This is a genomic window from Mesorhizobium sp. DCY119 (assembly GCF_003590645.1).
Classification (GTDB): Bacteria; Pseudomonadota; Alphaproteobacteria; order Rhizobiales; family Rhizobiaceae; genus Mesorhizobium_M.
On sequence record NZ_CP031834.1, the window covers coordinates 1,843,341 to 1,855,798 of the forward strand.

Below are 12,458 nucleotides of genomic sequence, written 5' to 3' on the forward strand. Positions count from 1 at the left end.
GCCGGGCTGTCAAATTAGCGATGTTGCGGATAGGCGGCTCGGAGGACTACAGGCTCGGCCCTTCGGCCTCGTCGCCCTTCTTGCCGATCTTGGTCAGGCCGGTGAGGCGGTCGATATAGGCGAGGATCAGCGCCGAGACGACGAAGGCGAGGTGCATGATGGTCAGCCACATCAGCTGTTCTGCCGTGTAGCTGGAATGGTTGAGGAAGATCTGCAGCAGGTGGATCGATGAGATCGCGACGATGGTCGAGGCGACCTTGATCTTCAGCGAGCCGACATCGATCGTGCCGAGCCAGTGGACTTCGCCATCGTGGTTGTCGAAGCGGCTGACAAAGTTCTCGTAGCCCGAGATGATGACCATGACGACAAGGCTCGCCACCAGGGCAGCGTCGATCAGGCTGAGGATTTTCAAAATCGTATCAGTGTCGTTGAGCACCATGACCGTGGTGACGAACTCGAACAGCTTCTTGCCGAACGAGACGGCGTAGATCGCGAGTGCTACCGCCAGACCGAGATAGAAGGCGACGAGCAGCCAGCGCGAGGCGAGAATGATGGATTCGATGGCGTGTTCGAGGCGTTTCATCAGATGGTTCCGGTCGATGGGAGCCTGTTTTTCAACGAGGCAGGATTGGTTTGCAAGGGGAAATTTTGCGCCGTAGCATCAAGCCTTGGGACGCAATGAAAAGCCCGGCCGGGGAGGGGGACCGGCCGGGCTTTCGCCACAGTCCCCCGGCTAAGGGGGATGGGGCAGGGAACCATTCACCACAAGAACTGGTGAGGCTGGCTCCGCGAGTCAATGGATGCGCGCTAAACTCGCGAAACCGTGATTGTCATCCATTATCGTCCAAGATTTTGTCCAAAACGGGTCATCCTTTCCGAAGCTAGTTGGCGCTTGCCACCGGCGCCACCAGCGGCGTGATGCGGCGGATGGCGACGCGGCGGTTCTGGCGCTCGGGCGCTTCCGTGTTCACCTTCAGATATTGCTCGCCATAGCCCTGCGTGGTCAGGTTTTCCGGCGGAATGCCGAAGACGTTGGTGAGCGCTTCGGCAACCGCCTCGGCGCGCTTGTCCGACAGCGCCAGATTGGCGAGGTCGGAGCCGACCGCGTCGGTGTGACCCTCAATCAGGAAGGTTTCAGCCGGGTTGGCCTTGAGGATGCGCTCCATTGCCTTGGCGACGCCGTCGAGACGCGGGACTTCGCTTTCGGCGATGGAGTCCGCGCCGAACTCGAAGGTGATCGTATCGAGATCGATGCGGCGCGTCTTGTCGCGGATACGGGCAGAACGCTTCACCTCGTCGACCGAGTAGAGGCGCTCGACGCGTTCCACCGGCGGCTGGTCGAGGAAGGTGTAGTAGGCATCAGGATCTTCGACCTGGTCGGAGGTCATGATGTACTCGTCCTCGGGGATATCCAGCTGCATCGGCGGCAGGTCGTCGCCCGGATCGCGCCAGTCGCGGACACGGTCGTAATTCTGCTCGTCGACATAGGTCAGCACATATTCCTGACCGTCCGGCATGACGCGCGAGCGGCGGATGACGTCGCCATAGGAGTTGCGGATGGTCACGACCTGGGTGCCGTCGTCCCGCTCGATGGTTTCGCGCGTGCGGCCACGGGGAAGATCCTCGTAATAGACGTCACGGGCGCCATGGCGCATGCGCGGCCGTTCGTTGCTTTCCACCATGGTCTGGTTGTTGAACTGCAGGATGATGCGGTCGCCGAACTGCTTGACGATCTGCGACCCTTCCGGGCGCTCACGCTTGGCAATGTCGAACTTGCGTTCCTTGACGCGTACGCCCTTTTCTTCCCGCACCGGCTGGATGTCTTCACGCTGGAAGTCCTGCTGGGCTGCCTGGTCGTCTGCGGGCGGCGGGCCAGCGTCAACCGGCGCCGGTCGTGGCCGGGCCTGACCCTGTGTCTGCTCGCCCTGCTGCTGCTCGTCCTGCTGCGGCTGGTCCGACGAGCCTTGCGGGCGCTTGCGCGGACGCTGGCCGTCAGTTCCGGTCGCGGCCTGCGGGTTCTGCTTCTGGCTGTCGAGCACGGGGGCTGCGCTGCCGTCGTTCACGACCGGACGCTTGCCGGGTGCCGGCCTCACGCCTTCCGCCTGGGTTTCGCCCGAAGGAGCGGGCTCGCCGGGTGCGACGGGCTGCTGCGCCTCGACGGGTTCGCCGGAACCCTTCTTGTCGGGCCGCTTTGCCTGAACCGGCTTGCCGTCGGGCTGGGCCGGCTGCGGTTCAGCCGAGGGAGCGGCTGCCTCGCCCGAAGGCTGTGCTGCCTCCCCTGAGGCGGGTGCTTCCGTCTTCGCCTTCTTCTTTGGTGCCTCGGCTTCCGGCTCGGCTGCCTTTTTGACCGGCGCGTTGTCGGACTGTGCCGGCTGAGGCTGTGGCTTTGCCGTCGGCTCCGCAGCCTGGGCAGGAGCTTCCTCGCTGGCCTTTTTCAGCTTCTTCGGCTTGGCCGGCTGCTCTGCCTGCGGCTCGGAGGCTGCCGGCTGCTCGGCCTGAACCGGCGCTTCCTCGGCAGCTTTCTTCTGTTTTTTCGGCCTGACCGGCTGTTCAGCCTGAGGCTCAGACGCGGGCTGTTCAGCCTGCATCGGCGCTTCTTCAGATGCGCGTTTTAGTTTCTTCGGCCGTTGTGGCTGCTCTTCCTGCATGGGTGCGGATTCGGGCTCGGCCGCCTGTTCCTGCACTTCGCGCTGCTTGCGCTGCACCTTGCGTACCGGCTCGTCTCCGGAGCCCTGGTCGCCGCCCGCGGCCTCTGGCTCGGCCTGGCGCTTCTGGGCGCGCTCGGGGCGCTGCTTCTGTTCTGGCGCAGCCTGCTCGTCCGGGGCCTGTTGTTCCTGCGCCTGTTTGCGTTTCTTCGGAACGACCTGCGGTTCTTCGCCCGACTGCTGGCCTTCTCCCTGCGCGAGAATGACCGGAGCTTGCACGATCTGCGTCGATTGAGGGCGAGGGTCGATTTGGGTACCGGCGTCCATCTGGAGCGCAAAAGCGCTCAACGGTGCGGACGCCATCAATATGCCAAGGGCAGTCCCCGCCAAAATCCGTGACTGGCGTTTCATCTTCGAATTCTCCTGTACAGTGTCCCGTCCCGACCTCAACATCAATCACGCGAATTTGTTCCGGTCTGGCCTGCAACTGGGCTGGGCAGCGGCAATTGCCTGTCAGCATTCGGGCGAGAACGCGGCTTTCTCGTGATTTGCGCCGGATTTGCCGGCCTGCTTGACCTTCCGGGCGAGGCGGGCCACATGCACTTTATGGAAAAGGCTTTCTGGAAAACCACGGCGCTGGAGGACATGACCTCCACCCAGTGGGAATCGCTTTGCGACGGCTGCGGCAAATGCTGCCTGTCGAAGCTCGAGGACGAGGACACCGGCGATATCTATTGGACAAATGTCGGCTGCCGTCTGTTCGACGCAAAGACCTGCCGCTGTTCGGATTATGCAAACCGGCTGGCCCGGGTCTCCGACTGTGTCGGCCTGACGCCGCAGAATGTGCGCACCATTTCCTGGCTGCCGAAAACCTGCGCCTACCGGCTCGTTGCCGAGGGCCACGATCTCTACTGGTGGCATCCGCTGCTTTCCGGCAGCGCCGAGACCGTCCACGAAGCCGGAATTTCCATGCGCGGGCGCGTGCCGGTGCTGGAAAGCGACCTTGCGGAACCGGAAGACTACTTCGACTACATGCTCGAGGAAGAGCCGTGAGCGGCCTGTCCGTGCGTTCTTAAGCACGGATTATTTCAAGTCATATCAATGATTTATCGTATGAACCGGAAATGAATGGCCGGTTCGACATCGGTTCAGGCTCGGAGGCGCATTGTCGCCATATCGCTTCGGCAAGAGGCGAACGGTTCAGCCTACGAGGAGAAAACGATGTTGAACATTCTCAAGACCGCCGCCCTTTCGGCCTTCATCGGGCTGGGCGCGATTTCTGCAATGCCGGCTGCGGCGCATGCCGATGGCCTCTATCTCAATTTCGGCGGCGGCGATGACGGCCGGGTCGGCGTCTATGTCCGCGACGGTGAATACCGCCGTCATCATCGCGACCGCTGGGATCGTCGCGAGGAGCGCCGCGATCGCTGGGAACGCCGCGACGACCGTTGGGATCGTCCGTCCTGCTCGCCGGATCGCGCCGTAAACAAGGCGGAGCGCATGGGCCTGCACCGTGCTCGCGTCGTCGATGTCAGCCGCCGCACGATCACCGTCGGTGGACGCAAGTGGGGCGAGCGCATGGCGATCACCTTCGGCCGCTCGCCGAATTGCCCGGTTCTGCGCTAATCACAGTGCATGAATGAAGAAAGCACCGGAGGGTTCGACCTTCCGGTGCTTTTTCTTTTGTCGAAGCGCGGCCCATTCAAGTGGCTGCGTTCTGAAGAGAAGGCGCCGGTTTTTTGCAAGCGCCTTCTTTTGTACGAGAGCCGTTACTTGATCTCGAAAGTCACGCTTACCTGCACGCGGTATGAGTTCTCACCGGCCTGGACGGGCACAGAGTCAGCCCGTTCGAACGACATCGCCTTGCCCATCGGCATCGGCGGGGGCGCAAAATTCTGGTCGGCGATCTCGATCACGCGGCCAAGCTGCACGCCGGCTGCCTCGCTCAGCACCTTGGCCTTGGCGATGGCATCCTTGACCGCCAACTTGCGCGCCTCGGTGAGGGCGGCAGACGAATCATTGTTGGAGAAGGTGATGCCGCCGCCCTGATTGACGCCGAGCGAGACCGACTTGTCGAGTATGTCACCGGCCTTGTCGAGGTCGCGGATGCGAACCGACAGCGTGTTGGTGACCTGATAGGCGACGAGTTCGGCGTCCTGGCTGCCATCCGGCTTGTTGGTGTAGTTGTAGCGCGGCGAGATCTGGATGCCGGAAGTCTGGAGATCGCGCTCCTCGATACCGGCGGCCTTCATCGCCGAAATCACGGCGGCCATGGCGTCGTTGTTGGCGCTCAGCGCCTCGCGCGCCGTCTTTGCTTCGCGCATGACGCTGAGCGAAAGCAGCGCCAAATCCGGAGCGACGGCCTTTTCGCCTTCGCCGGTCACGATGATGCGCGGGGGTGCCGGCGGCATGGACTGCGCGGAGGCGGCAACGGCAGGAACGGCAAGGGCAGCGGCAAGTGCCAGGGGTAGATAGGCTTTCGTCATTCAAAAATCTCCAATGTCGGTCGTCCCTAGACGAGTCGGATTATGCCGCAATTATGAGTTGATTGCGGCATCCTTGTTGAGATTGCCGAGAAAGCCTTGTGCCAACCCGAAAAAGACACTATCCAGCCCGCGTGGGGCCTGTAGCTCAATGGTTAGAGCCGGCGGCTCATAACCGCTTGGTTGGGGGTTCGAGTCCCTCCGGGCCCACCATTTCTTTCTTCTGATTGAGTTGCCAAATTAACTTTGCCGCGCGCCGCAATTTGATTTGACGCGGGTGCAATTAGAGCAAGACTCTAAGCCTCTGGTACCATATGGCGGAGGAGGCGCCGGAGGCGCTTGCGGTAGAACTTCGCGATTTCTTCCGATCCGCGTAGATCCACTACCCGCCCAATTTCGCCGCGACCCATATAACAACGCTGCCCGGATACCAGGCAGGATGCCAGTCGATTCCGATGGGAAGGGAACCAACCTTTCAACCCCGACCCATTGCTTGGGTGCAATCCGACATCCAACCGCGTACGACGGCGACAGCCGAAAGTGCGGTCCAGAGCTCGTGGTGCGAGTAAAATGGGTGAAGCCGATCCACCCGGCCGGTCGAGCACTGGCGTTGGGGCCGACCGACGCGGGCGGCCCCAATCCTAGGATCAATACTTTATCCAGACCGTTTTGAGATTCGTATACTTGTCGAACGAATGTAGCGACAGATCACGCCCGTTGCCGGACTGCTTGAAGCCGCCGAATGGTACAACGTTGCTGACAGCGTCCATGCAATTCACCGAGATGGTGCCGACGCGAAGAGCATCGGAAAGGCGCATTACGCGCTTCAGATTGTTGGACCATATCGAGGCCGCCAGCCCGTAGATCGAGGCATTAGCGATGCGTGCCGCTTCTTCCTCTTCGCGGAAGGACAGAACCGAGAGGACGGGGCCGAATATCTCTTCCCTGGCGATGACCATGTCGTTGGTGACGCCGTCGAAAATCGTCGGCGTGACATAGTTCGATGAGCCGCTGATGGTCAACTGCTCGCCGCCTTCGACCAGTCGGGCGACGGACTTGCCCTGCTCGATGTAGCTCAGGATCCGCGCCGTCTGGCGGTCCTCGACAACCGCGCCCATCTTTGTGGTGGGGTCGAGTGGATCGCCAGGCTGGTAATCCCGCGCCCGCTTCTTCAGAAGATCGACGAACTCGTCCTTGATCTTCTCCTCGACCAACAATCGCGAGTTGGCGGTGCATACCTCACCCTGATCATACCAGATGCCGAACGCAGCAGCGTCGGCGGCCGCCTCGATGTCGTCGCAGTCGCTGAAAACGAGATTGGGGCTCTTGCCGCCGCATTCGAGCCAGACAGGCTTCATGTTGCTTTCCGCGGAATAGCGCAGGAAATACTTGCCGACCTCCGTGGAACCCGTAAACGCCAGACAATCCACATCCATGTGCCGACCGAGCGCCTGACCGGCGGTCTCGCCGAACCCGGTGACGACGTTCAGCACACCGTAAGGGAGGCCTGCCTCCACCGCGAGCTCCGCTAGGCGCAGCGCCGTCAGGGAGGTCTGCTCGGCGGGCTTCAGCACGACGGAGTTTCCTGCCGCAAGGGCTGGCGCGACCTTCCAGGATGCCATCATCAGCGGATAGTTCCACGGCACGACGCAGGCAACGACGCCCAGCGCATCCCGGCGAACCAGAGCCAGATTGCCAAGCTCCGTCGGCGCGATCTCGCCATAGACCTTGTCGATCGCTTCACCGAACCATTGGAACGTGGCGGCGGACCCTGGAATGTCGGCCGCGACCGAATTGGCGATCGGCTTGCCGGTGTCCAGCGTCTCGAGTAGGGCCAGTTCGTCCTGATGCTGGCGAATGAGCTCGGCAAGCCGCACGAGAACGGTCTTCCGCGTCTCGGGCGAGGCGCGGGACCATACGCCGGAATCGAAAGCCTTTCGCGCCGCCGCGACCGCACGGTTGACGTCCTCGACGTCGCATTCCGCTATCGAAGCAAGTAGGTGGTTCGTCGCGGGATTGCGTGCCTCGAAAACCTTTCCTGAAGCGGAAGCAACCCACTTTCCGTTGATAAAGGCCTGGTTTCGGAAAGAAATCCGTGTCGCCTTTTCGTGCCAATTCTGCATTGTTCCTCCTTTGGACGTCATGTCTGAGCGCGCCGAGATAACGCCACCGAGAAAATCTGGAATTCGCAGTGGCAATGAACTTTTATTCTTCCAGCCCAACAGCCGGTGAGCTTGGAGGCCGGACGATCACGAGACCACAATCGTCTTTGCGTTCGTGAACTCCTTTATGCCGAGCGAACCAAGCTCCCGGCCGTAGCCAGAGCGCTTGATCCCTCCGAATGGAAAGCGTGGATCGGAGACCACGACGGAATTGATGAAAACGGCGCCTGCATCGATCCTGCATGCGACTTGCTTCGCCAATTCGGGATCCTGGGTCCAGATCGAGGCACCGAGGCCGAATTCGGTATCGTTCGCCAGGCGTATGGCATGTTCAGTCCCTTCCGCGCGGACAACCGCGGCGAGGGGCCCGAATGTCTCCTCCCGGAACGCCGTCATGGATGGCAGGACATGGTCGAGGATCGTCGGCTGGTAGAAGAAGCCCGGACCGTCGCAATACCCGCCACCCGCGCGCAGTACGGCCCCCTCTTCGATCGAGCGCGTTACCTGGTGATGCAATGTCTCGCGAATATCGTGCCGCGCCAGCGGGCCGATATTCGTCATTGGATCGAAAGGATCGCCGACCTTCAGCTCGCTCACTTCGGCAGCGAAAAGATCGACGAATGTGTCGGCGACAGACCTATCGACAATGAATCGCTTTGCATTGATGCAAGCTTGGCCGCAATTGCTGAAGCGCGCCTTCGCTGCGGCCTTGGCGGACTTTGGGAGATCCGCATCGGCCAGGACAATGAATGGATCGGAACCGCCAAGCTCTAGAACCTGCTTCTTGAGCGCTTTGGCGGACTGGGAGCCGACGATGGCGCCGACGCGGGTCGAGCCGGTCAAGGTGATAGCCGCCACCCTTTCATCGTCAATCAGCGCCTGGATCGAGGGCGTATCTATGAGCAGGGCGCAGAACAGTCCCGCCGGTCCTCCCGCTTGTTCGAAAACCTCCTGAGTTGCCAGAGCGCACAACGGCGTGTTGAGAGCATGCTTCAGAAGTACTCCGTTGCCAGCCGCCAAGGCAGGAGCCAAAAACCTGAAGACCTGCCAGAATGGATAGTTCCAAGGCATTATGGCGAGCACGACCCCAAGCGGATCATATGAAACGAAGCTCTCGGTGTAGTCGCTCGCAAAAGCGTCGTGCGCCAGGAATCGGCCAGAATTTTCCGCATAGAAGTCACAATTCCAGGCGCATTTTTCGATTTCCGCCAAGGCGTCCGCGATGGGTTTCCCCATCTCTTGCGAGATCAGTGCGGCATAACGTTCCTTCTGTGCCCGGAGCACCGTCGCCATCCGGGAGAGTAGGCCGCAGCGGCTTGAAAGGGGTTCATACCTCCATGCGGCCTGGGCCGAGGCCGCCTTGCCCAGGCAATCCTTGACATGCTCCTGGCTGTGATAGGCGAACCGCGCGCTCTCCAGGCCGGTGGCGGGATTATAGGTCGTGAACATGGACCGAGCTTTCTTCAGAGGGAACGGAGCGTCTCGCGCAGGGCGTCGAGCAGGAAATCCGCGTTCTCCCTCGAAAACACGAGCGGCGGCCGAATCTTCAGTACGTTGGCTCTCGGGCCCGTCGCGCTGATCAGCACGAAGCGGTCACGCAGGCCATTGACGATTCGCGTTGTCGTTTTCGCGTCTGGCGCTTTGGCAAAGGCGTCCGAAACGATTTCGACGCCGATGAAGAGGCCTGCGCCGCGAACGTCACCGATCAGGGGATAATCAGTCGCCAAAGTGCGAAGTTCTTCAAGAAGATAGCCGCCGACGTCACGCGCGTTCTGTTGCAGCTGCTGCTTCTGGATTATATCAAGGACTGCCGTTCCCGCAGCCGCTGCCACAGGATTCCCGCCGAAGGTGTTGAAGTAGCGGGCATTGCGTCCGAACTCCGCGATGACGTCGGGTTTCAATACAACCCCCGCCATCGGGTAGCCGTTGCCCATGGGTTTGCCGATCGTCACGATGTCAGGCAGAAGGTCGTGGCGCTGGAAGCCCCACATTTCATCCCCTGTGCGGCCAAACCCCGGTTGAACTTCATCCGCGACGAACAGGGCACCCGCCTTGCGGGCCAGGTCGACGGCTGGCTTCAGGAAGCCGCGTGGGTCGGCATAGACCCCGTCGCTTGAGAATATTGTATCGACGATGAACATCGCCGGCTTGATGCCGTGCCGCTTGAGGTCCGCAAGGGCTTCCTCTACGCCATTAGCGAAAGTCTCGGCGATGGAGGTGGCAGAACCAGTATAGCTATCCGGCGGGCGCACGGTCCTGACATGCTCGCCAAGATTGACGAACTCCCCAAGGGATGGAGAAAATTCGGCCACGGCATTTGTCAGCCCGTGATAGGCGAGCTTCGTGGAAATGATCCCGGCCCCCCCGGTCACTTGCCGGGCGACCCTTACAGCCAGGTCATTGGCTTCACTTCCGGTGCATGTGAACATCACCTGGCTGATATCGCGTGGGAACGTGGCTGTAAGTTTTTCCGCGTAGTCCACGATACCTTCATGAAGATAGCGCGTGTGCGTGTTTAGCGTTGTCGTCTGTCGCGCAATGGCTTCGACGACTTGCGGATTGCAGTGACCGACCGAGGCGACATTGTTGTAAGCGTCGAGATAGCGCTTGCTGTCACGATCGGTCAGCCAGACACCTTCGCCGCGCACGATATGCAAGGGCCGTTCGTAGAAAAGACGGTACGCGGGGCCCAGCACCTTTTCGCGTCGTTCGATCAGCGACTTTTCGCGGGCGTCAAGCCGCTGGAGATCCTCATTGGTGAATGCGTTGACCATCGACATGATTCAAGCCTCGCAGCTGTTACGCAAGAGATGGTGAAGTTCTTGCTCGGGAAGTCGCCCCAGTCGTTGCAAGCCCTGCAGGGCAGCCGAATGGTTGCGGAGAATATAGTTCCGGTTTTCCGGGCGGCTCGCGGCGCGCCATTCCGTAATGATCAGCGTCATTGCAAGCCGTGCCTTGATGAGCACCGGAAGCAACTCCAGCTCGGAATTGTCTAGAGGTATCTGGGTGCTGAAGCCGGCCAGGAACGCTCGCGCATGCTCGAAATCCTGCCCCTCCGCGACGTGGTAGGAAAGCGCCACCGCGAGATCGTTGACAAGAGGTGCCGACACCATGTCGCCGAAATCAATAATTCCCACGATCCGCGTGGGGGAGCGCTTATCGACAAGGATATTGTGAGGATTGAAATCGTTGTGAATCGTCTGGCGACGTCTCAACGCTTGAATTCCTGGCTGCGCCGATTGGAATTCTTCAAGGGCACGGCTCACCAGCAACTGACGATCGGCTGCGACGCTCGCCACAAAGCGTTTGAGATCGAGTGTGTGCGTGATGTCCCACAACAGTTTGTGCGCGGGAAGCGTGCCCTGGAAGGTACTCAGCCCCTTCGAGAGCTGCGCGAGCGCAATGCCGGTGTTTCGGCTTTGCGCGGTGGAGGGTGGTGTTCGGAACTGTTGCTCGCCCTCCAGGAAAGTTAGAAGGCGAACGATACGGGGCTGTCCATTCTGTTCCACCAGCGAGCTCAGTTGACCGTCCAGGCCAGGAATCAGGCGAGGCACTGGTACGCTTGGCGATTCATGTTTGAGATGTTCGAGCACACGATCTTGAAATGAGAGCGTGATCGTATCTTCGCTAGGGTTGGCGATCTTGAGTACAAATTTTCCAGCCTGCCGACACGTTACAAGGAAAGTCTCGTCGCGTTCGCTTGAGAGGCGCGCGAGCTCTCCTTTCAAGCCGTAGGTTCCTGCCAGAATATCGTTGACGTCGCTCTCCGAGAGCGCATTCCAGTGCTTGGAGAGCGCGTCATTTCCACCAGTATCGCGTAGTTTTTCTGCCATTTAACAATCCATTGACACCAGTATGAAATCTTGGCGATAGCGGCTCAATTCTGTTGGATGAGACCGGAGCATTGGCTTTTTCAGTGCCATTGCTTTCTCGGTCTCACGAAAATCTCTCGTCCAATACGCCCAAGAACAAAATCTCTGGTTGCATCTATGCTAAACCTTGAGGACAACGAGCGGATCGCATCGAACATGCAGATCCGGGTCGCCGAAGCCCTCAAGAGATAGACGACGCTATCGGTGCTAACCAAGGCTTTCGGCTCTTTGGGCGTCAAGGCGATCCGCCTCCCAATGCGACTTGAGCGTGCCCATTCACTTCTCCTTGACGACGCGCTTTGAACCTATAGATTTTTGATGCATCATGCGTCAAGTGCATTTTGATGCATCATGTCTCGAGTCGCCCCAGCAAGGTTTTCTGCTATAAGGGTCGTATTTCGAGACCGCAGGAATCGATCGAAGGCGAGGTTTGCAACTTGAAAGATGTGTTTAATCAGCTTGATACAAGCAGCCTCTCTGAGGCGGTCTACTCGAAGATCACGCTTGCATTGATCGAGGGACGGCTCCAGCCGGACGATAAAGTCAGAATAAGGGCACTGGCCGATCAACTGGGTGTCAGTGTGACGCCGGTGCGCGACGCGCTGCTAAGCCTTGTAAAGGACGGGGCGCTTGAGATGAGAGGCCCCAAGGACATACGTGTGCCCCGAATGAGCGTCAGTCAGCTTCAAGAGATTCGCTTGATACGGCTTCGCATTGAAGGACTCGCGGCTCGTTTGGCTGCTGACAAGGTCGATCGCACTAATGAGATACTGCTAACTCGGATACTGGAGGACAACGAGACTGCCCGATCATCGAATGTCACAAGTGAGGCGATCCGGCTGAATAGGCTCTTTCATTACAAGATCGCTGAAATTGCCGGTCTTCCGATCCTGCTGAGCATGGTTGAGAACATGTGGCTTCGCATGGGGCCCATCATAGCGGCGGTCTATATGCAGGGCGGCAGGGGCATGATCCAGTATCATCACGACATTCTTGACGCGCTTCGCAGGAGAGACGGCGAGGCCGCTGAATGGGCAATTCGCCAGGACATAAATACAACGGCAGACATCTTGTTGGCATCAAACCTGCTCACGGATGACGGAGCGGCGCAAAGTGCCGTTCATTCGGCTCTCGCAGCGCCTCGGTAAGCTCCCCCGAATTGTGTTAGCGCCTGAAGCGCTAAAAGTTCGGCAGGCGTGTTGACTTCTGATGCATCATACATCAGATTGCTCTTGTCGGGATCACCAAGTAAATTCATGCGGACGGGTCTCGCCGAGATGCCGCTTCCGACTCCGC

The 12,458-nt window shown here is 59.9% G+C and carries 10 protein-coding genes and 1 tRNA gene; 4 read left to right on the top strand and 7 right to left on the bottom strand.

The features are described 5' to 3' along the window. Positions 1-46: 46 nt before the first annotated feature. Both DZG07_RS08980 and DZG07_RS08985 read right to left on the bottom strand, forming a co-directional pair. A complete protein-coding gene (locus DZG07_RS08980; RefSeq protein WP_119816120.1) occupies positions 47-583 on the bottom strand; it encodes a TIGR00645 family protein in 537 nt (178 codons plus the stop codon). Between the two features lie 298 nt (positions 584-881). Continuing rightward, positions 882-3,056, bottom strand: coding sequence for an OmpA family protein (locus tag DZG07_RS08985; protein ID WP_119816123.1), 2,175 nt, complete (start codon positions 3,054-3,056; stop codon positions 882-884). 195 nt (positions 3,057-3,251) lie between these two features. Here DZG07_RS08985 and DZG07_RS08990 point away from each other — a divergent pair, with 195 nt between their 5' ends. Both DZG07_RS08990 and DZG07_RS08995 read left to right on the top strand, forming a co-directional pair. Beyond that, the gene (locus tag DZG07_RS08990; protein WP_119821548.1) at positions 3,252-3,698 is read left to right on the top strand and encodes a YcgN family cysteine cluster protein; all 447 of its coding nucleotides are present in this window, start codon (positions 3,252-3,254) and stop codon (positions 3,696-3,698) included. A gap of 168 nt (positions 3,699-3,866) precedes the next feature. Then, complete coding sequence (locus DZG07_RS08995; protein ID WP_119821550.1) at positions 3,867-4,271, top strand: hypothetical protein; 405 nt, start codon at positions 3,867-3,869, stop codon at positions 4,269-4,271. A gap of 143 nt (positions 4,272-4,414) precedes the next feature. Here the strand turns inward: DZG07_RS08995 and DZG07_RS09000 are convergent, their stop codons facing one another. After that, positions 4,415-5,131: an SIMPL domain-containing protein gene (locus DZG07_RS09000; RefSeq protein WP_091913131.1), complete on the bottom strand. Its 717-nt coding sequence runs from the start codon at positions 5,129-5,131 to the stop codon at positions 4,415-4,417. 134 nt (positions 5,132-5,265) lie between these two features. Between DZG07_RS09000 and DZG07_RS09005 the strand changes: the two genes are divergently transcribed. Further along, positions 5,266-5,341, top strand: a tRNA-Ile gene (locus tag DZG07_RS09005). 434 nt (positions 5,342-5,775) lie between these two features. On the opposite strand, the gene DZG07_RS09010 is transcribed toward DZG07_RS09005, so the two are convergent. From DZG07_RS09010 to DZG07_RS09025, 4 genes are all read right to left on the bottom strand, one after another. Continuing rightward, positions 5,776-7,251 carry an aldehyde dehydrogenase gene (locus tag DZG07_RS09010; RefSeq protein ID WP_245429608.1) on the bottom strand — a complete coding sequence of 492 codons (1,476 nt, stop codon included), beginning with the start codon at positions 7,249-7,251 and terminating at the stop codon, positions 5,776-5,778. Between the two features lie 126 nt (positions 7,252-7,377). Continuing rightward, positions 7,378-8,739, bottom strand: a complete 1,362-nt coding sequence (locus DZG07_RS09015; RefSeq protein ID WP_119816129.1) for an NAD-dependent succinate-semialdehyde dehydrogenase — start codon at positions 8,737-8,739, stop codon at positions 7,378-7,380. 14 nt (positions 8,740-8,753) lie between these two features. Beyond that, positions 8,754-10,070: an aspartate aminotransferase family protein gene (locus DZG07_RS09020; RefSeq protein WP_119816132.1), complete on the bottom strand. Its 1,317-nt coding sequence runs from the start codon at positions 10,068-10,070 to the stop codon at positions 8,754-8,756. 3 nt (positions 10,071-10,073) lie between these two features. Continuing rightward, positions 10,074-11,123 (bottom strand): phosphotransferase, encoded by a 1,050-nt coding sequence (locus DZG07_RS09025; RefSeq protein WP_119816135.1) that lies wholly within the window; start codon positions 11,121-11,123, stop codon positions 10,074-10,076. A 485-nt stretch (positions 11,124-11,608) separates the two neighbouring features. Here DZG07_RS09025 and DZG07_RS09030 point away from each other — a divergent pair, with 485 nt between their 5' ends. Beyond that, on the top strand, positions 11,609-12,310 hold the full coding sequence (locus DZG07_RS09030) for a GntR family transcriptional regulator (RefSeq protein ID WP_245429634.1): 702 nt from the start codon (positions 11,609-11,611) through the stop codon (positions 12,308-12,310). Positions 12,311-12,458: the final 148 nt, after the last annotated feature.